Origin of the sequence: Methylobacterium sp. 285MFTsu5.1 (assembly GCF_000383455.1) — a bacterium.
Lineage (GTDB): Bacteria > Pseudomonadota > Alphaproteobacteria > Rhizobiales > Beijerinckiaceae > Methylobacterium.
Genome location: NZ_KB911274.1, coordinates 268899 through 289036, shown reverse-complemented (window position 1 = coordinate 289036; position 20138 = coordinate 268899). Strand labels below are relative to the sequence as shown.

The window sequence follows — 20138 nt, the reverse complement described above, 5'->3', positions numbered from 1 at the left end:
GGCCGATCGTCCCGCATGGTTTCCGCACCGCGACCGGCGGCAAGCCTCCATTAACGACGAATGGCCTAACTCAGGAACAGCCGCCGCGCGTCGGCGGATCCCTGTTTCGAGTATCGTCTGAGAACCCATGCGCGCATCGGGACGGCCTCCGTACTCCCACCGTGACCCCGCCCGCCCTGTCCGCGGCGGCGACCGCTCGGGCCTCTCCCTGGGAGCCCTGGCGCACCGGCTGATGGCGCTCCGCGCGAGCCTCACCCGCCGCCTCTCCGGCTCTCCCGCGGGCCTGCCCGCCCGTCCGTCCTACGGCGCGCCCGGGCGCCGGGCCGAGCCGAGCTGGCTCACCCCGCCGGGCGCGATGGTCGGCCGCGAGGGCTCCGAGCGCGCCCCGCGCGCCGCGGCACCCGAGCCGCACTGGCCGGCCCAGGTCTTCGACGACCGGGCGAGCCTCGACGCCCTGGACGCCCCGATCTTCGAGAGCCGGATCGACCGCAGCGCCTCGTCGCCGGGCGTGCTGGTGCGCCAGCCGCGCCGCCCCGCCGCCATCGCCCCCGACTACGCGCCGGCCGCGGCTCCGCTCGCGGGCCATGCGGCCGGCCATGTGGCCCACCAAGTGACCGACCACGTCGCGACGCCGGCCGCCGCGCCGGCGCCGGCCGCGCCCTCGGCGGTGCGCTACACCCGCACCCCCGATTCGGTTCTGCAGGAGCGCCGCCAGCGCGCCCTCGAGGCCGAGCGCGTCGCCCTGGAGCGCGCCCGTGCCGAGGCGCAGGCCGCTGCCCTCGCCCTGGAGACCGAGCGGGCCGCCCGCGAAGAGGCCGAGCAGGAGCGGGTCGAGCGCGCGCGGATCTCGGCCGAGGCGGCCGAGCGCGCCGCAGCCGTGCCGGCCCTGCCCGAAGCCGCCGCGCCGGACGCGGAGCCGGTGCCGCTGTGGCGCCAGCCCTTCGTCGCGCCGCCGGGCGTCCGCTTCTTCCGCACGCCGGACCGCCGCCCGGTCCGGCCCGCGGTCGAGCTGGCCGCCTCCACGGCGGCGATCGCCCCGGTCGCGGCCGCGTTGGTCGCCGCCGCGCCGGTCGAGACGGTCGCCGAGGCCCCGGCCCGCGACTGGTCGGACCTGCCGGACTGGTCCGAGGTCCAGCCCTGGTTCGACGGCGCCGACTGGTCGTCCGTCGATGCCTGGTCGGCCCTGGAGGCGCAGCCCGCCGAGGTCGCGCCGACCCCGGCCGCCGTCTCGGCGCCGGCGGCGTCCGACGAGCGCTTCGTCTCCATGCCCCTCGATATCTCGCACCTGCGGTCGCTGCCGCCGCGGCCGGTCTACGTGCTCGACCGGCTCGTCCGGTTCGACCAGCCGCCGCGTCCCGCCGACGGGCAGGATAACGGGACGGAGACCGGCCAGCGGATGGACGAGGCCGCCTCGATCCGGAGCGCCTTCCTGCCGCCCGTCGCGCCGCCGGCCGCGTCCGGCCTGTCGCTGGTCTTCGGCCCCGGCAGCGCCGCGGCGGAGCCTCCGGCCGCCCCCGCGTCCGAGGCGCCCCGCCGCGCGCCGGCTCTCAGCGCCATGGCGGCCCGGGCGGCGATCCGCGCGGCTGGCCAGCCGACCGCCGTCCCGCCAGCACCCCCGGCCGTGCCCGAAGCCGGTCCCGCCCCGGTCGTTGCCGCGCCGGTCGCCGCGCGCGCCGAGGCCGAGCGCGTTGTGATCCCGATGACGCCGCGCCCGGTCCTGCTCCGCGGCAAGCTGGCGCCGCAGCCGGAGCCGGTCGAGACGGAGATCGAGGCGGAGATCGGGGTCGAGGCCGAGCCGGTCGCCGCTGCCGTCGAGGCGATCGAGGTCGCGACCCTGCCGGCCCCCGCGCCGGCGTCGGTCCCCCTGGTGGCGCCGCGGGCACACCTGATCCCGGCCGGCCGCCACCTCGAGATCGCGCCGATCGAGAACGCCGATTACGAGCTGCCGTCCCTCGAACTGCTCGCCCTGCCGGCCCCCGGCGGCAGCGAGGAGGTCGACGCCGACGTGCTGGAGCAGAACGCCCTCAACCTGCAGCAGACGGTCCAGGATTTCGGCGTGCGCGGCGACATCCTGGCGGTGCGGCCGGGCCCGGTCGTCACCCTCTACGAGCTCGAGCCCGCCCCCGGCACCAAGTCCAGCCGCGTGATCGGCCTGTCGGACGACATCGCCCGGTCGATGTCGGCGGTCTCGGCCCGCGTCGCGGTCGTGCCCGGCCGGAACGTTATCGGCATCGAGTTGCCGAACGAGACCCGCGAGACCGTGTTCCTGCGCGAGCTGCTCTCGTCGGCCGACTTCGCCGAGAGCAAGCACAAGCTGGCGCTGTGCCTGGGCAAGAACATCGGCGGCGAGCCGATCATCGCCGACCTCGCGCGCATGCCGCACCTCCTGGTCGCCGGCACCACCGGCTCGGGCAAGTCGGTGGCGATCAACACCATGATCCTCAGCCTGCTCTACCGGCTGAAGCCCGAGGAGTGCCGCCTGATCATGGTCGATCCGAAGATGCTGGAGCTGTCGGTCTACGACGGCATCCCGCACCTGCTCTCCCCGGTCGTCATCGACCCCAAGAAGGCGGTCATCGCCCTCAAGTGGGCCGTGCGCGAGATGGAAGAGCGCTACAAGAAGATGGCCAAGATCGCCGTCCGGAACATCGACGGCTACAACGCCCGCATGAAGGAGGCCCGCGACCGGGGCGAGACCATCACGCGCACAATCCAGACCGGCTTCGACCGCCACACCGGCGAGGCGGTGTACGAGGACGAGGCGATGGACCTGGCGCCGCTGCCGTACATCGTGATCGTGGTCGACGAGATGGCCGACCTGATGATGGTGGCCGGCAAGGACATCGAGGGAGCGATCCAGCGCCTGGCGCAGATGGCGCGGGCGGCGGGCATCCACCTGATCATGGCGACCCAGCGCCCGTCGGTGGACGTGATCACCGGGACGATCAAGGCGAACTTCCCGACCCGGATCAGCTTCCAGGTGACGAGCAAGATCGACAGCCGCACGATCCTGGGCGAGATGGGCGCCGAGCAGCTTCTGGGCCAGGGCGACATGCTGTTCATGGCCGGGGGCGGGCGCACGACGCGGGTGCACGGGCCGTTCTGCTCGGACAGCGAGGTCGAGAGCGTGGTCGCCCACCTCAAGCGCCAGGGCCGCCCCAGCTACCTCGACGCCGTCACCGCCGACGATTCGCCCGAGGAGCCCGCCAAGGAGGGCGGCCGGTCCGGCCGGGGCAAGGCGGCCGCGGCCGACAAGGCCGAGCGGTCCGACGAGCCCGAGGAAGAGGCCCCCGTCTTCGACATCGGCGCCTTCGCGGCGGCGAGCGGCGGCGACTCCGACGACCTCTACAAGCAGGCGATCGAGGTGGTGCTGCGCGACCAGAAGGCGTCGACGAGTTACATCCAGCGCCGCCTGCAGATCGGCTACAACCGCGCCGCCTCCATCATGGAGCGGATGGAGATCGAGGGCATCGTCGGCCCGGCCAACCACGCCGGCAAGCGCGAGATCCTGGTCGCCGGGGCGACGCACAGCTCGGCCGGGATGTACGACGACGAGTGAGACGCTGTCAGGGCCGCCTCGCCACGGGGCGGCCCGGACGTCGCATCTTCGCCACAGGGCGAGGTTCTAAAAAGGGGGCTGCGAAACCCGCCCCGTCTCTGCGAGCGGAGCGAAGCAACCCAGAGTAGCGCTACCTCCGGTATCGTGGCGCACCTGGATTGCCTCGCTCCGCTCGCGAAGACGAGGGGACGGCAAGGCGTCCGCAGCGGCCCGCCCACCTCTGTTTCGCCGCCGGAGCTTGCCCGCGGCTCCTCAGGAGACTCTGCCGATGATCGGCCGCCGCACCCGCACAGCCGGCTCCGTGATCGCCGCCGGGCTGTGGCTCGCGACAGCCAACCCGGCCCACGCGCAGGTCGGCGCCTTCATCGACAGCCTGTTCGGCCACAAGGAGGAGCCCGCCCCGCAGCCGGAGGCCGCCCCGGCGGCCCCTGCGCCGGCCAAGAAGGCCGCGCCCAAGGCCAAGGAGGCGAGCAAGGAGACGAAGCCCGGCACGGCCAAGTCCGGCAAGGGCGGCGACAAGGCCGCCGATAAGGCGGACCACAAGGCGCCCGAGCCGAAGGTCGCGGCGGTGGGCGCGCCGACGGCGATCGTCACGGCCGACTCGGCCGATCCCGCCGCGCTGCTGGCGCAGGCCAACGCCTACTTCAACGGCATCAACACCCTGACGGGCAATTTCGTGCAGATCGGCGCCGACGGCCGCCGGATCGGCGGCAAGCTGACGCTCGTCAAGCCCGGCCGCCTGCGCTTCGACTACGACCAGCCCTCGCCGCTGGAGGTGGTCGCCGACGGGACCTCGGTGGCGGTGCGCGACCGCAAGCTGAACACCCAGGACCTCTACTTCATCGCCCAGACGCCGCTGAAATTCCTCCTGCGCGAGAAGATCGACCTCGCCCGCGACCTCACCGTCACCGACGTGGCGAGCGATCCAGGCAGCGTCCGCATCAGCCTGGAGGACCGCGCCACCCTCGGCGGCACCTCGAAGATCCAGCTGTTCTTCGACGCCGAGATGAAGACCCTGTCGCAGTGGCGGATCACCGACCCGCAGGGCTACGTCACCACGGTGACGCTCTCGAACCTGCAGAAGGGCAAGAGTGTCGACGGCAGCCTGTTCTTCATCAATTACGGACGGTCCGAGGACAAGGCGATGCAGCAGCAGATCCAGCAATCGCAGAAGTGACGGGGTCGCCCCTCAGGGGGCGCCGAGCCCGGCCGCGGCGCCCGGCCGCCACCGGTTCAACTCCCGATCGATCGCGCCCTCCGTCCCGTGCAGGAACTCCGCGGTCGACAGGCCGGGGGCCAGGGCCGCGAGGTAGCTCACCACCACCGTGCCGGACCGGGTCGCCGCGCCCCCGGGCCAGAACAGGCCGGAATTGAGCGCCACCGGCACCACCGGCAGGCCGAGACGGCCGTAGAGCAACTCGACGCCGCGCTTGAAGCGGAGCGGCTCGCCGATCGCGCCGCGGGTACCCTCGGGGAAGATCAGGACCGACCGCCCCGCCGCGACCGCCTCCCGACCGCCGTCGATCATGGTGCGCAGGGCCTGGGTGCCCTTGGCCCGGTCAATGACGATCATCGGCGAGCGTCGGAGGAACCAGCCGACCACCGGGATCGCCAGCAGCTCCCGCTTCGCGACGATCGCCACGTCCGGCACCAGGACCAGGAAGGCCAGCGTCTCCCATGTCGACTGGTGGTTGGCGACGATCAGGCAGGGCTCGTCCGGCAGGTGCTGGCGGCCCTCCTCGACGTAGCGCAGCCCCACGATGCGCCTGAGCCCGCCCAGGATCCCGCGCGCCCAGAGCCGCGTCGCCCGGCGGATCGGCCGCTGCGGCGATCCGGACAGGAGGAAGATCGCCAGCGGCGCGAGGAACAGGGTCGTCCAGGCGGCCCAGTAGACGGCGAACAGGAGCGAGCGGGCGTGCGCCATGACGGGCCTCGACGAGGGGCCCGGGACAGGGCAGGGCCCGGACATAGCGCCTGCCGGCCGGGCGCGCACGGCCTTTCGCCGGGCGGGCGGTGAGCGGACTGTCGCGGGCCGCGAAATCGGCTATCGGAGCGCAACGCCGTCAGAACCCCAGCGCCGCCCGTGCAATTCACCGTCACCACCTGGAACATCAACTCGGTGCGCCTGCGCATCGACCTCGTGCTGCGCTTCCTCGCCGAGCACAGGCCGGACGTGCTCTGCCTGCAGGAGACCAAGTGCCCGGACGACGCCTTCCCGCTGAAGGCCCTGCGCGGTTCGGGCTACGAGCACGTGATGTTCGCCGGCCAGAAGGGCTACAACGGCGTCGCGATCCTCTCCCGCTTCCCCCTGCACACCCGCGCCGTGATGGGCTTCTGCGAGCGTCAGGACGCCCGCCACATCTCGGCGGTGCTGGGGCCGGAGGCCGGGGCGGCCTCGGGCATCGTGCTGCACGATTTCTACGTCCCGGCCGGCGGCGACGTGCCGGACCGCGACCTGAACCCGAAATTCGCCCACAAGCTCGACTTCCTGTCCGAACTGCGCGCCTGGGGCGGCAGGCGCATCTCCGGGCCGGCGATCCTCGTGGGCGACCTCAACGTCGCGCCCCTGGAGCACGACGTCTGGTCGCACAAGCAGCTCCTCGACGTGGTCAGCCACACGCCGGTGGAGACCGAGGCGCTGGAGGTGCTGCGCGGGGAGGCGGGCTGGATCGACGCGGCGCGCCACCTCACCCCGGAGCCGGAGAAGATCTACACGTGGTGGAGCTACCGCTCCCCCGACTGGTCGGCCGCCAACAAGGGGCGGCGCCTCGACCATGCCTGGGTGTCGCCCGACCTCGCCGGGACCGTCCGCAAGGTCGAGGTGCTGCGCGAGGCCCGCGCCTGGGAGCGCCCCTCCGACCACGCCCCGGTGACCCTCACGCTGGAGCTGTGACCGGGCGCGGAACTGCGGCGCGGTCCGAGCATTGCCCGCTCACGAACCCGTGACGCGAGCGAGCCCCGATGCGCAAGATCCTGATCGCTTTCCTGCTTCCCAAGGTCGTGTCCTACCTGCGCCGCCGCTACGGCGGCCCGCACGCCAACCGCAACCGGGCCTTCTGAGACGGCCCGGTCGCGGCCACCGCCTGTGACCCCCGGGCGCAGGCGGTGGCCGCGGCGACGGCCCTAGATCCTGCGGGTCCCAAGCCGAGGAGCCGCACCCGATGACCCAGGACCCGCGCGAGGCCGGCCCCCGGCCGCCCTTCCCCCGCGACCAGCAGCAGACCCGCCCGGGCCTCACCACGAAGATGACGCCGCGCCCCGACCACGGCGAGGAGAGCTACGTCGGCAAAGGCCTGCTGACGGGTCAGGCGGCGCTGATCACCGGCGGCGATTCCGGCATCGGCCGGGCGGTGGCCATCGCCTACGCCCGCGAGGGCGCCGACGTGGCGATCTCCTATCTCGAGGTCGAGCAGGAGGATGCCGAGGACACGAAGGCCTGGGTCGAGAAGGCCGGCCGCCGCTGCCTGCTGCTCCCCGGCGACATCCGCGACGAGGCCCGGTGCCGAGATCTCGTGGCGCGCACCGTCGCGGCCTTCGGGCGCCTCGACATCCTCGTGAACAACGCCGCCGCCCAGGTGGTGAACGAGGGCCTCGACGATCTGGCGGCGTCCGACATCGAGGGCTCGTTCCGCGCCAACGTCTTCGCCATGTACTACCTCGCCCAGGCGGCGGTGCCGCACATGAAGCCGGGCGGCGCGATCGTGAACAGCACCAGCGTGCAGGCCAAGGTCGCCGGGCCGAACATGCTGATCTACGCCGCCACCAAGGGCGCGATCGCGAGCCTGACCATCGGCCTGTCGAACCTGCTGGCGCCGCAGGGCATCCGGGTGAACTGCGTCGCCCCCGGGCCGGTCTGGACGCCGATCCAGCCGATCGTGAAGAGCCCGGAGCAGATGGAGCAGCTCGGTGCGCAGACGCCGCTCGGCCGCGCCGGCCAGCCCGCGGAGCTGGCCCCGGCCTACGTGCTGCTCGCCTCCCGCGAGGGCAGCTACATGTCCGGGGCGCTGGTGCCGGTCACCGGCGGCATGCCGATGCTCTAATCCCGCACCCGTCGCCGCTCTTTGCGGCGGCACCACGCCGTCGTCCCGAGCGCTGCGACGTGCCCCGGACCCGCGGGACATCCGCCGGGCGTGGCGCTCCCGGGCCGCTTCGCTGACGCGGGTCATCGCCGGGCGGATGTTCGGGCAGACCCTCGACGGCGCGCGCGCGATCCATCAGACGTTGAGGGCGGATCGGTTCACAACGGCGGGACGGCCCGGAAGGCCGCCCGGGTCCGGCGCGCGGTGATGGCACCGCCGCGGACCCGAACGCTGACCCGCGCCATCCGGGCGCCGCCGATCCCGACGGAGACGACCATGAGCGACGCCCAGGCCCGGACCGCGCTGGTGACGGGGGCCGCCCGCGGCATCGGCCTCGCCACCGCGACCCGCTTCCTCGCCGACGGCTGGAACGTCGCCCTTCTCGACATCGACGGCCCGGGCGCGGCGGCGGCGGCCGAGCGGCTCGGCCGTCCGGAAGCCACGCTCGCGGTGACGGCCGACGTCTCCGACCCCGAGGCGGTGGCGGCGGCGATCCAGCAGGTCGCCGACCGGTTCGGCCGCCTCGACGCCCTGGTCAACAATGCCGGCATCGCGATCTTCAAGCCGCTGACCGAGACCACCTTCGCCGACTGGTCGCGGGTGCTCGCCGTCAACCTGTCCGGCCCGTTCCTGTGCACGCAGGCGGCCGTCCCGCTCCTGTCCGAGCGCGGCGGCGCCATCGTGAACATCACCTCGATCTCGGGCCTGCGCGCCTCGACGCTCCGCACCGCCTACGGCACCAGCAAGGCGGGCCTCGCGCAGCTCACCAAGCAGCAGGCCGCCGAGCTGGCGCAGTACGGGATCCGCGTGAACGCCGTCGCTCCCGGTCCGGTGGACACCGCGATGGCCAAGGCGGTGCACAGCCCCGAGATCCGGGCGGATTACCACGACGCCGTCCCGCTCGGCCGTTACGGGCTGGAGACGGAGCTCGCGGAGGCGATCGTGTTCCTCTGCTCGGAGCGCGCCTCCTACATCACCGGTCAGCAGCTCGCCGTCGACGGCGGCTTCGAGTCGACGGGAATCGGCCTGAAGACGCTGCGCGGCGCGCGCAACATCTGAACGCGTCGGCCCGATCCGCCGGGTTCGGACAGGGTTCGTTAACCCTGCCGCCGTAGCCCGGAGGCTTGGTCAACAGGCGCGGGCACCATGCCGAGACTCGGCTCCATGATCGTCGACGGTCTAGCGTTCGTCCTCGTGGCGATCGCCCTCGCGGCGGTCGTCGCCGGCTACGAGCGGAACCTGCCGGATCCGTCCGCGTCACCCGCGCTGGTCGCCGCGGGCGCCCCCGTCTGGACCGACCCCGAGACGACGGGCTCGATCGCGCCGGCCGCGGGCCCGGTCGCCCGCTGGGCGGACGCGCGACCCCCGTTCGCGGCGCCGGAGTCGGATCGCGCCGCCGGCGGAACCTGGGTGAGCCCGCCCCGCCGCTGAGGCGCCGCGGGGCGGCTCACCGAGGCTCCCGCCGCGATCACAACTGATCGTTAACTATGGTTGCCGAACCTTCCACCGCACAGCGAAGCGGAGAGGCACCCATGGCGCGCGACGGCAACCGACCCCACCCGAGCGCCCTGGCGCGGTATCCGGTTCCGATCGAGCTGATCTCGGCCCTGTTCCGCGCCGACGACGCGGAGCGCGACCGGCTGCTCGCGCCGATGCCGGCCTACGGCCGCGCCCGGATCGCCGCCTACTGCGCCGAGCACGCGCGGCTCGAGGCGCTCGGCCTGAAGGTCGCGCGCTCCTGCGACGAGGCCACGCTGGTCAGGGCTGCGGGCGTGACGGTCGGCGCCGACCTCTTCGCGCGCTCGCGGGCGCCCGCACCGGCGCCGATCCAGCTCCAGGCCGCCTGACCGACCCGCCGCGCGGAGGCCCGGCCGGCCGAGAGTGTCGGCTCGATGAATGCCCGAGCCTGTCCGGGTTCACAGCGGCCGGCGCATCCTCCTGTCATCGGCCCGGCGCGTCCGGGCCGCAGGTTCAGGAGATCGTGTCATGATGCGCGCCAAGGTGATCGGCCTCGTCGCGGTGGCCGCCGCGGCTCTCGCGACCGCCACGACGGCCAACGCGGCGCCGTTCGGCTACGGGCCGCCCGATGCCGGATCGGTGATCGAGCGCGTGGCCGGAGGCTGCGGTCCGGGCTTCCATCCCAATCCCTGGGGCCATTGCCGGCCGAACGATCGCGGCTGGGGCTGGGGCGGACCGCGGGGACCCTACGGCGGCCGGCCCGGCTACGGCGGCTACGACCGCGGTTACGGCGGCTATGGCGGCTATGGCGGCTACGAGGGCCCGCGCCGGTCCTACGGCGGCTGGTGATCCGCGTCGGCGACCCGAGTTCGGGTCGCCGCGTCCAGAGCTCGGCCCGCCGCGCGCGATCCGGATCCGCGGCCGGCCGGTGCCGGGTCAGTGCTCGGCCATCGCGTTGTCCCCTGGAACGGACAAACCCATATTCACGACGGCATAGAGCCGTATTAATCTCTTTCGGGACGCAACATAGTGTCCCGGAGATTCTTCGTCATGAGTCGCTATGTATTTGCATCCCTGATGATCGCCGGCCTGGTGGCCGGCGCCGCGCCGGCTTCCGCGCTCTCCGCGAAGGATTGCTCGGTCAAGTATCAGGCCGCCAAGCAGGCCGGCACGCTCAACGGCCAGAAGTGGAACGACTTCCGCAAGGCCGAGTGCGGTGCGGCGGCCGACAACGCCCCGACGACCGCGCCGAACCCTGTCTCGCCGACCGCGACGACAGCTCCGGCCGCGCCGCCGGCCGCCCCGCGCGCCGGGACGACGTCCGCCGCCGCGGCGTCGGCCACGTTCCCCCGCGCCGTCGATCCGAAATACGCCAAGGAATCGGCCGGCAAGGCCCGGATGCACACCTGCCTCGACAGCTACAACGCCGCGAAGGCTGCCGGCACGCTGGGCGGCATGAAGTGGATCGAGAAGGGCGGCGGCTACTACTCGGCCTGCAACCGGCAGCTCAAGGGTTGAGCGGCGGCGCTCCGGGGCGCCGAAGGCGGGCGGCCCGAGACGTACGCCGGCGGATCTGGATCCCGGGCACCGCCGCGCGGTCCCGGGATGCTGCCTTGAAACGGCTGCGCTGACGCAGCCCAGATGTCCGCGTCACCCGGGTCGGGCAGGCCGACCCGGGTGACGGTACAGGGCCTCCGGATCGTGGGCGGTCCTAGAAGGGGATGTCGTCGTCGAGGTCGTAGCCGCCGCGGCTGCCACCGCCACCGCCGCCACCCGAGGAGGCCGGGGCCGGACGCCGCTCGCCGCCCTGGGCCCGACCGCCGCCGAAATCGCCGCCGCGATCACCACCCCGACCACCGCCGAAGTCGCCGCCACGGCTGATCTGGCCGCCGCCCTCGTCCTCGCCGGCGAAGTCGCCGCCGCCGCCGCCGCGCCCGTCGAGGATCGTCATCTCGCCGCGGAAGCGCTGGAGCACCACCTCGGTCGTGTACTTCTCGACGCCGGAATTGTCGGTCCACTTCCGGGTCTGGAGCTGGCCCTCGATGTAGACCTTCGAGCCCTTGCGCAGGTACTGCTCGGCCACCCGGGCGAGGTTGTCGTTGTAGATCACGACCGAGTGCCACTCGGTCTTCTCCTTGCGCTCGCCGGTCGCCTTGTCCTTCCACGACTCCGACGTCGCGAGCCGGAGGTTGCAGACCGGGTCGCCCGAACCGAGGCGGCGCATCTCGGGATCGCGCCCGAGATTGCCCACCAGAATCACCTTGTTGACGCTGCCCGCCATCGCTCTCTCCTAGTCGTACGGATCTCACAGGGCATCTGCCCGGCGGCGCGCGAACCATGCGCCCGGGCCTCCGGAGCGGCAACCGGCGGGGCGGGCTTGTGCCCGCTTTCCGCAGCGCCGACGGATCGATTTGTTCTATATCTGTTCCGTTTGGGCAGCAAGCCGCTCTCAGGCGACGCGGACGACGAGCTTGCCGAAATTCCGACCTTTCAACAGGCCGATGAACGCCTCGGCGGCGTTCTCCAGCCCCTCGACCACGTCCTCGCGGTAGCGGACGCGCCCGTCCTGGATCCAGCCGGCGACCTCCTTGCGGAATGTGTCCGCCTGCTCGGCGAAGTCCCAGACGATGAAGCCCTGGATGTGCAGCCGGTTGGTCAGGACCGCGCGCATCAGGCTGGGCAGGCGGTCCGGGCCGGGGGGCACCTCGGTGGCGTTGTAGGCGGAGACGAGGCCGCAGACCGGGATCCGCGCGAACGGGTTGAGCAGCGGCAGCACGGCGGCGAAGACCGCGCCGCCGACATTCTCGAAGTACACGTCGATGCCCTTCGGGCAGGCGGCCGCCAGCGCGCCCGGCAGGTCGGACCCGCGATGGTCGATCGCGGCGTCGAAGCCGAGCTCCTCGGTGAGGTAGCGGCACTTCTCGGGGCCGCCCGCGATCCCGACGGCGCGGGCGCCGTGGATCTTGGCGATCTGGCCGACCAGGGAGCCCACGGGGCCGGCGGCGGCGGCCACCACGACGGTCTCGCCGAATTTCGGCCGGCCGATGTTGAGGAGGCCGGTATAGGCGGTCATGCCCGGCATCCCGAGCACGCCCAGCGCCGTGGAGGGCGGGGCGGCATCGGGGTCGACCTTGCGCGAGCCCTTGGCGTCGGTGACGAAGTACTCCTGCCAGCCCGCGAAGGCTGTCAGCAGGTCGCCCACGGCGTGATCCGGGTGGTTGGAGGCGACCACCTCGCCCACCGTCTCGGCGGTGATCGGCGCGCCGATCTCGACGGGCGCCGCGTAGGATTTCGCGTCGCTCATCCGGCCGCGCATGTAGGGGTCCAGCGACAGCCAGCGGGTGCGCAGGAGGACCTGGCCGGGTCCGGGCTGCGGCACCGGCACCTCCTCCAGGCGGAAATTCTCGGGCCGCGGCTCGCCGTGCGGGCGCGAGGCCAGGACGATGCGGCGGTTCATGGCGGTGGTCATTCCGGACTCCGGGACACGGGCTTCCGCCCCGATCTGGGGCGCCGGGCCCGCGAGGCAAACGCGCCGCCGCGATCGCGCGGCCGAGTCGCGCGTTGTCCCGACTCGAGAGCGCGGAGCGGCGGCATGCGGGAGACGGCACTGGGACTCGGGCTGGCAGCTATGGCGGCGGGGGCCGCCCTGGCCGGTCCCCTCGATAGCTATCGCGACCGGGCGCGGGTGCTGGTGCTGTCGGCGCCCGAGGCCGGGGACGCGCAGCTCCGGGCGCAGCGGGCGGCGCTGGCCTCGGTCCGCACCGGCGTCGCCGAGCGCGACCTCGTGGTGCTCGAAGCGGTCGGCGCGGGGGCCGAGGCGCGGGCCCTGCGCGAGCGCCTCGGCCTGCCCGCGGACAGCTTCCGCGCGGTCCTGGTCGGCAAGGACGGGGGTGCCAAGATCACCGAAGCGGCGCCGATCGCGCCGCAGAGGCTGTTCGCCACCATCGACGCGATGCCGATGCGCCGCAGCGAGATGCGCGAGCGCCGCTAGGGCCCGATCCCCTGTGAACGGCGGGGCCGCGGACACCATCGGTTAAGCCTACCGGCCTATCACCGAAACGTGTCGACGGCCGCGTACCGGCCGTCCGTTGAGGCCCGCCAGGACGCTCGGACGAGACGCTCGAATCGATGACCCGACAACAAGTCGCCACCGCCATCCGCCGCCTCGTCGACCTGCAGGTCGAGGATATCGAGCGCGCGGTCCGCGACGGCCACAAGACCATCGCGCTGAACGAGCTGGCGGATCTGAACCGCCAGCTCAAGGCCTTCGCGGCCGCCCTCAGGAAGGCGCCGGCCCGCATCTGAGCCGGATTCCCACGCTACCAGCGCGGCCCGCCCCAGCGACGGGGCGGGATGTCCTCCGGCGGCGGGGGAGGCGGCGGCGGCCCGCGGTCGACGACCGGCTCGTCGCAGACCCGCACTCGTCGCAGCACCGGCTCCCCGTCCGGACCGAAGCGCCGCCGCACGAATTCCCGGCACGCCTCCGGGGACGCTTCTGGGGGCGCCGCTGTGAAGCGGGGACCGCGGACTTCGGATTCGGGCCGCGGTCCCGGAGAGGGCGGCGGTGGCCGGCGCTCCGGCTCGTCGTCCTGGGCGGGCCCGCCGTCGCCGTGCGGCGGGTAGGGGCCGTCGAAATCGGCGGCCAGGGCCGGGCCGGCGGCGAGGAGCAGGGCGCAGAAGCCGGTTCGTAAGAGGAGACGACGAGCGGGCACGGTGGCCTCGGCGTGAGCGGGCACGCGGGGATCGCGGCCATCATCGCCGGAGGATGCGACCGGGCGCATGAACCGCCTCCGAGCCGCGGTGTCGGCCGCCGTTCAGCCGGCTACTTCTGCATCGCGTTCACTTCGCACTGGGCGTAGTCCGCGCTCGCCTTCACGTAGGCATTGAGCTTCTGCAGGTAGGCCTCGGCGATCGGCCGGAAGGCCTGCGCCTGCAGGTTATAGGCCTTGATCGCGTCGTTGTAGCTGTAGGCCTCCCAGCCCGGGCAGCCCTCCTTGGCGTCGAGGCAGGCGGGCTTCGGCGGCAGCTCCGGCTTGGCCGGGCGCGCGGAGGCCGGCGGCGGCGCGGGCGGCGTGCAGGCCGCGGCTGCCGGTGCGGCGGCGGCCGGCGGCGCGGCGGGCGCCGCCTTGGCGGCCGGCTTCGCGGCCTGGGTCGCGGGGGGCGTCGCGAAGGCGAGGGTCGGCGCGAGCAAGCCCGCGATCAGGAGAGGCGTGCCGCGCATGGCGTCTCGAAAGCTCCGCTGGGCCCGGGGCCGCCGGCGGCGGAGGACCGGGAGCGGGTTCTGCGGCATCAGGCCGACGGCGACAAGGGCTCCCGGACGGGCTCCCGGATAGGCTCCCGGCGGGCCGCCCGGGCCGGTCGCCTGCCCGGTGCCGGGGCCTTCGGGCAGCGCACGAGCGCCACGAGCGGGAGCGACAGGCCGACGGCCAGCACCCACCAGGCCGGCCGGATCGGCCCGGAGAAGTCCAGGTTGGCGGCGAGGACGAGGTTGGCCGGCACACCGCTGGCGAGGCCGTACCACGCGGCCTCCAGGCCGGCGGTCGCGAGCCCGGCGACGATCGCCAGGAGGAGGAGCGACCAGGGCCGCTCCGGCCACTGGAAGCGCCGCATCACCCGCCAGCCCATCAGCAGCAGGAACAGGCCCGCCGAGAAGACCGGGTCGGTGACATCGATCTTCGACTGCAGGAAGTAGTGGACCAGGGCCGCCACGGCGATCGTGTAGGTGAGGCGGTGCAGGCGATTCCAGTTCGGGCCGAGGTTGCGGATCGCCGCGTCCGTGGAGGTCAACCCTAAAGCGATCAGGCCGATCAGGGCCACGAAGCCGATCGTCAGGTAGAGCCGGAGCGCGATCTCGGAGATCACCTTGGTGAGGATCAGGTTCTGGTCGACGGCGTAGAGGGTCAGATGGGCCACCGCGTAGGCCATCACGGTGACGCCGAGCATGCGCCGCACGACGAGGACCTTCGGCCAGTCCGCGAGGCGGCGCAGCGGCGAGATCGCCAGCGAGAAGAGCAGGAAGCGCACCGCCCACTCGCCGGTGGCGTGGATCAGCGCGGTGATCGGCTTCGCCCCGAGGGCGTCGAGCCGGTAGGCGGCCGCGAGGTAGAGCGCGGGCGCGACGCAGCACGCGAACACCGCGAGCTTCAGCCAGGAGAGGCGGCCGGCCCGGTCGAGCCAGGGGAGGGGGATGCCGAGGGCGGCGGCCGAGCGATCGATCATGGGTCCGAACGGAAGCTTCGCGGTGGACGACGGCGCCGCGCCGGTGGCCCGGGCCACCGGCGGGAACGGCTGCCCGGGCCATCGGTGCCGTCACGGGTCGGTTCGCCGCGGGCGTTCGCGGGTTACAGGGCGGCGTTGACCTGTGTTGTGGTTGACCGCGCCGTTCCCGCGGCGAGATAGCGGGACGACGGACGTTGGAGGGATCCCATGCAGTATCGCACGCTCGGCCGCTCGGGCCTCAAGGTCTCGCCGATCTGTCTCGGCACGATGATGTTCGGCGGCCCCACCGACGAGGCCACGGCCGGCCGCGTCGTCGCCAGCGCCCGGGAGGCCGGGATCAACTTCATCGACACGGCCAACGTCTACACGGAGGGCCGCTCGGAGGAGATCACCGGCCGGGCGATCCGGGCAGAGCGCGACGCCTGGGTCCTGGCCACCAAGGTTGCCAACCCGACCGGGCCGGGCGTCAACGACCGCGGCCTCTCGCGGGTCCACGTGATGAAGGCCGCCGAGGACAGCCTGCGCCGCCTCGGCACGGATTTCATCGACATCTACTACCTCCACAAGGAGGACCACGACACGCCGCTGGCCGAGACGGTCCGGGCGATCGCCGACCTCGTGCGGGCGGGCAAGATCCGCCATTTCGGCGTCTCGAATCACCGCTCCTGGCGGGTCGCCGAGATCTGTCGGCTCTGCGACGAGGCCGGGATCGACCGGCCGGTGGTGAGCCAGCCCTACTACAACGCCTTCAATAGGATGCCGGAGACCGAGCACCTGCCCGCCTGCGCGCATTTCGGGCTCGGCGTGGTGCCGTACTCGCCGCTCGCGCGCGGCGTGCTCACCGGCAAGTACGACCCCGACGCGCCGCCGCCGGCCGAGTCGCGCGCCGGCCGCCAGGACGCCCGGATGATGCAGACCGAGTGGCGCCCGGAATCCCTGCGCATCGCCCGGACCCTGAGGGAGCACGCCGAGGCCCGCGGCATCACGGCCGGCCAGTTCGCCACCGCGTGGGTGCTGAACAACCGCCTCGTCACCGGCGTGATCGCCGGGCCGCGCACGGAGGCGCAGTGGCAGGAATATCTCGGCGCCCTGGACTACGCCTTCACCCCGGAGGACGAGGCGCTGGTCGACGGGTTCGTGGCCGCGGGGCATCCGACGACGCCGGGCTACAACGATCCGGCCTATCCGCTGGAGGGGCGGGTGCCGCGCAGCGGCTGAGCAAAGGCGATCTCCGACCGAACCCCTCGTCCCGGGGTGCAAGCGCGGCGAGCCTCGAAGGAGGGCTCCTTCGAGGCCTCCGCGACGCTCCGGCACCGCGGGATAAGGCCGAGGACGGGACGAGCGGGCTCGCGCGGCGCGGCGGATCCACCTTGCGCTCCGGGCCGAGGGCCGCTATCTAGCTCTCAACAGTTCTGATGGCAGTCGAGAGGCTGCGGTTCGGGAGTGGGCCCCACCGGGTCCGCTCTTTTTTTTCGCCGCACATCCTCTCGCCGCACGAGGCCCCACGCCGCGGGCGGCCAGGCAGAACGCCGCGAAGGTTGCGCGCTGAACACCCATGTCGTCCGAGATTGAAGCGGATCTGTCCGAGAAGCGCCTCGTCCGCGAGGCCGGAGTCGCCGCGCGCGTCGCGCAGGCGATCGAGGGGCCGCTCGCGGGCCTCGGCTTCCGGCTGGTCCGGGTGCGGATGTCCAACGTCAACGGCTGCACCGTGCAGATCATGGCGGAGCGTCCGGACGGCACCTTCACGATCGACGATTGCGAGGCGGTGAGCCGCGCGATCTCGCCGATCCTCGACGTCGACGATCCGGTGGGCGGTGCCTACAACCTCGAAGTATCCTCGCCGGGGATCGACCGGCCGCTGGTGCGGGTCTCGGACTTCGCCCGCTGGGCCGGCTACGAGGCCAAGGTCGAGCTGAGCCCGCCGCTGGACGGGCGCAAGCGCTTCCGCGGCATCCTCGGCGCGCCGGACCCGACGGGCGCGACCGTCCCGATCGACCTGCCCGACGTGAAGGAAGGGCTGCCGAGCCGCATCGACCTGCCGCTGAAGGACCTCGCCGAGGCCCATCTCGTCCTCACCGACGAGCTGATCTGCGAGTCGCTGCGCCGCGGCGGGCCGCCCGCCACGGATGAGGCCGACGAGGCCGAGGACGAGGAGGACGCCGCGGAGAGCGCGCCGCCGGCGCGCGCGCCCTTCCAGCCGAAGGGCCCCCGCAAGGCCAGCCCCGCGGCGAAGCCCAAGCATCCGGCCCGGACCGGTCCCAAGAAGCCGGTCGTGACCAAGGCATCCCGGCTCAAGGACCGCGACTCCCTGCACTGAGACCCCAGCGTCGGCCGCCCAGCGGCCGGCCCGAAGATTTGACGGAAGAGAAGGACCGACACCGATGGCCGTCGTCAGCGCCAACAGGCTCGAACTCCTCCAGATCGCCGACGCGGTCGCCCGCGAGAAGGTGATCGACCGCTCCATCGTGATCGACGCGATGGAGGAGGCGATCGCCAAGGCGGCCCGCTCCCGCTACGGCGCCGAGACCGACGTTCACGCCGAGATCGACTCCAAGACCGGGGCGCTGCGCCTCTCGCGTCACCTCCTGGTCGTCGATCAGGTCGAGAACGATGCCCGCGAGATCACCCTCGATCAGGCCCGCCGCTACAACCCGGGCGCGCTGGTCGGCGACGTGATCTCTGACACCCTGCCGCCCTTCGATTTCGGCCGCGTGGCCGCGCAGTCGGCCAAGCAGGTCATCGTCCAGAAGGTCCGCGACGCCGAGCGCGCCCGCCAGTTCGACGAGTACAAGGACCGGATCGGCGAGATCCTCAACGGCATCGTGAAGCGCGTCGAGTACGGCAACGTGATCGTCGATCTCGGCCGCGGCGAGGGCATCGTGCGCCGGGACGAGATGATCCCGCGCGAGACCTTCCGGCCGGGTGACCGGATCCGCTCCTACCTGTTCGACGTGCGCTCGGAAGTGCGCGGCCCGCAGATCTTCCTGTCGCGCTCGCACCCGCAATTCATGGCCAAGCTGTTCGGCCAGGAAGTGCCGGAGATCTACGACGGCATCGTCGAGGTGAAGGCGGTGGCCCGCGATCCGGGCTCCCGCGCCAAGATCGCGGTGATCTCGCGCGACGGCAGCATCGACCCGGTCGGTGCCTGCGTCGGTATGCGTGGCTCGCGCGTGCAGGCCGTCGTTGGCGAGCTGCAGGGCGAGAAGATCGACATCATCCCGTGGTCCGAGGACGAGGCGACCTTCATTGTCAACGCGCTCCAGCCCGCCGAGGTGGTGAAGGTGGTGCTCGACGAGGAGGCCGACCGCATCGAGGTGGTGGTGCCGGACGACCAGCTGTCGCTGGCGATCGGCCGCCGCGGCCAGAACGTGCGCCTCGCCTCGCAGCTCACCGGCTGGGACATCGACATCCTGACCGAGGCCGAGGAATCGGAGCGCCGCCAGAAGGAGTTCGCCGAGCGGACCCAGGTCTTCATGGAGGCGCTCGACGTCGACGAGACCGTCGGCCAGCTGCTCGCCGCGGAAGGCTTCCGCAACGTCGAGGAGATCGCCTACGTCGACATCCAGGAGCTCTCCGGCATCCAGGGTCTCGACGAGGAGACCGGCACCGAGATCCAGGCCCGCGCCCAGGACCACCTCGCCCGGATCGAGCAGGCGCACGACGCCCGCCGCACCGAGCTCGGCGTCGCCGACGAGCTGCGGGAGATCGAGGGCATCACCACGCCCATGATGGTCGCCCTCGGCGAGAACGACGTGAAGACCGTCGAGGATCTGGCGGGCTGCGCCACCGACGACCTCGTCGGCTACACGGAGGGCCGCGGTCCCGAGGCCGTGCGCCACGCCGGCTACCTCGACGGGTTCGACCTGTCCCGCGCCGAGGCCGAGGCCCTGATCATGGCCGCCCGCCTGAAGGCCGGCTGGATCGAGGCCCTGCCGGAGCCGGAGGCCGAGGAGGGTGCCGAGGCGGCCGAGGGCGACGAGGCCGCCCCCGCGCAGGTTGAGGCCTGAGGCGGGCGCCGGCGGCGGAGGCGCGATGGTCGCGGTCGACACGACCCTGCCCGAGGACGGGCTGGATGCCGGGGGGCTCGATGCCGGCCCCGGCCGCCGCTCGCCCGAGCGGACCTGCATCGTCACGCGCGTCGTCCAGGCGCCGGACGCGATGATCCGGTTCGTGCGCGGGCCGGACGGCAGCGTCGTGCCCGACCTGCGCGCCAAGCTGCCGGGCCGCGGCGCCTGGATCAGCGCCCGGCGCGAGGCTGTCGCGACCGCGGTGCGGAAGAACCTGTTCTCGCGGGCGTTCAAGGGGCCGACCCCGGCCGCCCCCGACCTGCCGGACCGGATCGCCGCCGGGCTGCGGGACGACCTGCGGCAGGCCATCGCCATGGCCAACAAGGCGGGCTGCGTGGTCGCGGGCTTCTCGAAGGTCGAGGCCGCGATCGGCGGGCAGCCGGGCGCCATTGCGGTGATTCATGCCGCCGAGGCGAGCCCGGACGGCCGGCGGAAGATCGCGTCGGCCTTGCACAGGCGCCACGGCGGGGCCATGTCAAGGATCCCGATCATCGATGACCTGTCCGAGGACGAATTGGACATGGCCTTAGGTCGGGATCATGTGATACACGCTGCGCTCGTCGCAGGAGCCGGAGCCGCCGGCTGCCTGTCGCGTTGGCGTCGGCTACGCTCCTTCGAGGGCGCCGCCGCGGCGACCGGGGAGCCCGATCCAGCCCGAATCGGCGGGATCGACGAAGCCTCACGTTGACGACGCAGGACTATTTTGACCGGCGCCACCGGGTGTCGGTTCACGGGACGATGGAAACCCTCAGGGTT

The 20138-nt window shown here is 72.8% G+C and carries 21 protein-coding genes; 15 read left to right on the top strand and 6 right to left on the bottom strand.

The window, feature by feature from the left end; translation table 11 throughout:
* The first annotated feature begins 232 nt into the window (after positions 1-232).
* Complete coding sequence (locus H288_RS0111505; protein ID WP_020092736.1) at positions 233-3559, top strand: DNA translocase FtsK; 3327 nt, start codon at positions 233-235, stop codon at positions 3557-3559.
* Between the two features lie 268 nt (positions 3560-3827).
* Complete coding sequence (locus tag H288_RS0111500; protein ID WP_020092735.1) at positions 3828-4736, top strand: outer-membrane lipoprotein carrier protein LolA; 909 nt, start codon at positions 3828-3830, stop codon at positions 4734-4736.
* A 12-nt stretch (positions 4737-4748) separates the two neighbouring features.
* Here H288_RS0111500 and H288_RS0111495 read toward each other — a convergent pair whose 3' ends face one another.
* On the bottom strand, positions 4749-5483 hold the full coding sequence (locus tag H288_RS0111495; protein ID WP_020092734.1) for a lysophospholipid acyltransferase family protein: 735 nt from the start codon (positions 5481-5483) through the stop codon (positions 4749-4751).
* Positions 5484-5642: 159 nt separating this feature from the next.
* On the opposite strand from H288_RS0111495, the gene xth reads away from it, so the two are divergent.
* The 7 genes from xth (at position 5643) to H288_RS0111450 (ending at position 10614) form a co-directional block, all read left to right on the top strand.
* On the top strand, positions 5643-6452 hold the full coding sequence (xth, locus tag H288_RS0111490; RefSeq protein ID WP_020092733.1) for an exodeoxyribonuclease III: 810 nt from the start codon (positions 5643-5645) through the stop codon (positions 6450-6452).
* Positions 6453-6720: 268 nt separating this feature from the next.
* Positions 6721-7599 carry an SDR family oxidoreductase gene (locus H288_RS0111480; RefSeq protein WP_020092731.1) on the top strand — a complete coding sequence of 293 codons (879 nt, stop codon included), beginning with the start codon at positions 6721-6723 and terminating at the stop codon, positions 7597-7599.
* Positions 7600-7914: 315 nt separating this feature from the next.
* The gene (locus H288_RS0111470; RefSeq protein WP_026604859.1) at positions 7915-8697 is read left to right on the top strand and encodes an SDR family oxidoreductase; all 783 of its coding nucleotides are present in this window, start codon (positions 7915-7917) and stop codon (positions 8695-8697) included.
* Positions 8698-8802: 105 nt separating this feature from the next.
* Positions 8803-9069, top strand: coding sequence for a hypothetical protein (locus H288_RS0111465; RefSeq protein WP_020092729.1), 267 nt, complete (start codon positions 8803-8805; stop codon positions 9067-9069).
* Positions 9070-9170: 101 nt separating this feature from the next.
* Positions 9171-9485, top strand: a complete 315-nt coding sequence (locus tag H288_RS0111460; protein WP_020092728.1) for a hypothetical protein — start codon at positions 9171-9173, stop codon at positions 9483-9485.
* A 139-nt stretch (positions 9486-9624) separates the two neighbouring features.
* Positions 9625-9945 (top strand): hypothetical protein, encoded by a 321-nt coding sequence (locus tag H288_RS0111455; protein WP_020092727.1) that lies wholly within the window; start codon positions 9625-9627, stop codon positions 9943-9945.
* Positions 9946-10146: 201 nt separating this feature from the next.
* Positions 10147-10614 carry a hypothetical protein gene (locus H288_RS0111450; protein WP_026604858.1) on the top strand — a complete coding sequence of 156 codons (468 nt, stop codon included), beginning with the start codon at positions 10147-10149 and terminating at the stop codon, positions 10612-10614.
* A 193-nt stretch (positions 10615-10807) separates the two neighbouring features.
* On the opposite strand, the gene ssb is transcribed toward H288_RS0111450, so the two are convergent.
* Complete coding sequence (gene ssb / locus H288_RS0111445; protein ID WP_020092725.1) at positions 10808-11377, bottom strand: single-stranded DNA-binding protein; 570 nt, start codon at positions 11375-11377, stop codon at positions 10808-10810.
* Between the two features lie 168 nt (positions 11378-11545).
* On the bottom strand, positions 11546-12565 hold the full coding sequence (locus tag H288_RS0111440) for an NADP-dependent oxidoreductase (protein ID WP_020092724.1): 1020 nt from the start codon (positions 12563-12565) through the stop codon (positions 11546-11548).
* Positions 12566-12688: 123 nt separating this feature from the next.
* On the opposite strand from H288_RS0111440, the gene H288_RS0111435 reads away from it, so the two are divergent.
* Positions 12689-13087 carry a DUF4174 domain-containing protein gene (locus H288_RS0111435; protein WP_026604857.1) on the top strand — a complete coding sequence of 133 codons (399 nt, stop codon included), beginning with the start codon at positions 12689-12691 and terminating at the stop codon, positions 13085-13087.
* Positions 13088-13224: 137 nt separating this feature from the next.
* Positions 13225-13401, top strand: coding sequence for a hypothetical protein (locus H288_RS35620; RefSeq protein WP_012320668.1), 177 nt, complete (start codon positions 13225-13227; stop codon positions 13399-13401).
* A 14-nt stretch (positions 13402-13415) separates the two neighbouring features.
* Here H288_RS35620 and H288_RS35090 read toward each other — a convergent pair whose 3' ends face one another.
* The 3 genes from H288_RS35090 to H288_RS0111420 form a co-directional block, all read right to left on the bottom strand.
* Positions 13416-13808: a hypothetical protein gene (locus H288_RS35090; RefSeq protein ID WP_139307692.1), complete on the bottom strand. Its 393-nt coding sequence runs from the start codon at positions 13806-13808 to the stop codon at positions 13416-13418.
* A 110-nt stretch (positions 13809-13918) separates the two neighbouring features.
* The gene (locus H288_RS0111425; RefSeq protein WP_020092722.1) at positions 13919-14317 is read right to left on the bottom strand and encodes a hypothetical protein; all 399 of its coding nucleotides are present in this window, start codon (positions 14315-14317) and stop codon (positions 13919-13921) included.
* 68 nt (positions 14318-14385) lie between these two features.
* Complete coding sequence (locus H288_RS0111420) at positions 14386-15315, bottom strand: protein-methionine-sulfoxide reductase heme-binding subunit MsrQ (RefSeq protein WP_026604856.1); 930 nt, start codon at positions 15313-15315, stop codon at positions 14386-14388.
* Between the two features lie 207 nt (positions 15316-15522).
* Between H288_RS0111420 and H288_RS0111415 the strand changes: the two genes are divergently transcribed.
* The 4 genes from H288_RS0111415 to H288_RS0111400 all read left to right on the top strand — a co-directional run bounded on the left by H288_RS0111415 (position 15523) and on the right by H288_RS0111400 (position 20070).
* Positions 15523-16533, top strand: a complete 1011-nt coding sequence (locus H288_RS0111415; RefSeq protein WP_020092720.1) for an aldo/keto reductase — start codon at positions 15523-15525, stop codon at positions 16531-16533.
* Between the two features lie 337 nt (positions 16534-16870).
* Complete coding sequence (gene rimP / locus H288_RS0111410) at positions 16871-17632, top strand: ribosome maturation factor RimP (protein WP_020092719.1); 762 nt, start codon at positions 16871-16873, stop codon at positions 17630-17632.
* Positions 17633-17696: 64 nt separating this feature from the next.
* Positions 17697-19322 (top strand): transcription termination factor NusA, encoded by a 1626-nt coding sequence (gene nusA, locus H288_RS0111405; protein WP_020092718.1) that lies wholly within the window; start codon positions 17697-17699, stop codon positions 19320-19322.
* Positions 19323-19347: 25 nt separating this feature from the next.
* Positions 19348-20070, top strand: coding sequence for an RNA-binding protein (locus H288_RS0111400; RefSeq protein ID WP_020092717.1), 723 nt, complete (start codon positions 19348-19350; stop codon positions 20068-20070).
* Positions 20071-20138: the final 68 nt, after the last annotated feature.

Bases quoted from the DNA above. Each gene is read 5' to 3' on its own strand.
- H288_RS0111505 (WP_020092736.1), top strand. From the start codon at position 233: ATGGCGCTCCGCGCGAGCCTCACCCGCCGCCTCTCCGGCTCTCCCGCG.
- H288_RS0111500 (WP_020092735.1), top strand. From the start codon at position 3,828: ATGATCGGCCGCCGCACCCGCACAGCCGGCTCCGTGATCGCCGCCGGG.
- H288_RS0111495 (WP_020092734.1), bottom strand. From the start codon at position 5,483: ATGGCGCACGCCCGCTCGCTCCTGTTCGCCGTCTACTGGGCCGCCTGG.
- H288_RS0111480 (WP_020092731.1), top strand. From the start codon at position 6,721: ATGACCCAGGACCCGCGCGAGGCCGGCCCCCGGCCGCCCTTCCCCCGC.
- H288_RS0111470 (WP_026604859.1), top strand. From the start codon at position 7,915: ATGAGCGACGCCCAGGCCCGGACCGCGCTGGTGACGGGGGCCGCCCGC.
- H288_RS0111465 (WP_020092729.1), top strand. From the start codon at position 8,803: ATGATCGTCGACGGTCTAGCGTTCGTCCTCGTGGCGATCGCCCTCGCG.
- H288_RS0111460 (WP_020092728.1), top strand. From the start codon at position 9,171: ATGGCGCGCGACGGCAACCGACCCCACCCGAGCGCCCTGGCGCGGTAT.
- H288_RS0111455 (WP_020092727.1), top strand. From the start codon at position 9,625: ATGATGCGCGCCAAGGTGATCGGCCTCGTCGCGGTGGCCGCCGCGGCT.
- H288_RS0111450 (WP_026604858.1), top strand. From the start codon at position 10,147: ATGAGTCGCTATGTATTTGCATCCCTGATGATCGCCGGCCTGGTGGCC.
- ssb (WP_020092725.1), bottom strand. From the start codon at position 11,377: ATGGCGGGCAGCGTCAACAAGGTGATTCTGGTGGGCAATCTCGGGCGC.
- H288_RS0111440 (WP_020092724.1), bottom strand. From the start codon at position 12,565: ATGACCACCGCCATGAACCGCCGCATCGTCCTGGCCTCGCGCCCGCAC.
- H288_RS0111435 (WP_026604857.1), top strand. From the start codon at position 12,689: ATGCGGGAGACGGCACTGGGACTCGGGCTGGCAGCTATGGCGGCGGGG.
- H288_RS35620 (WP_012320668.1), top strand. From the start codon at position 13,225: ATGACCCGACAACAAGTCGCCACCGCCATCCGCCGCCTCGTCGACCTG.
- H288_RS0111425 (WP_020092722.1), bottom strand. From the start codon at position 14,317: ATGCGCGGCACGCCTCTCCTGATCGCGGGCTTGCTCGCGCCGACCCTC.
- H288_RS0111420 (WP_026604856.1), bottom strand. From the start codon at position 15,315: ATGATCGATCGCTCGGCCGCCGCCCTCGGCATCCCCCTCCCCTGGCTC.
- H288_RS0111415 (WP_020092720.1), top strand. From the start codon at position 15,523: ATGCAGTATCGCACGCTCGGCCGCTCGGGCCTCAAGGTCTCGCCGATC.
- rimP (WP_020092719.1), top strand. From the start codon at position 16,871: ATGTCGTCCGAGATTGAAGCGGATCTGTCCGAGAAGCGCCTCGTCCGC.
- nusA (WP_020092718.1), top strand. From the start codon at position 17,697: ATGGCCGTCGTCAGCGCCAACAGGCTCGAACTCCTCCAGATCGCCGAC.
- H288_RS0111400 (WP_020092717.1), top strand. From the start codon at position 19,348: ATGGTCGCGGTCGACACGACCCTGCCCGAGGACGGGCTGGATGCCGGG.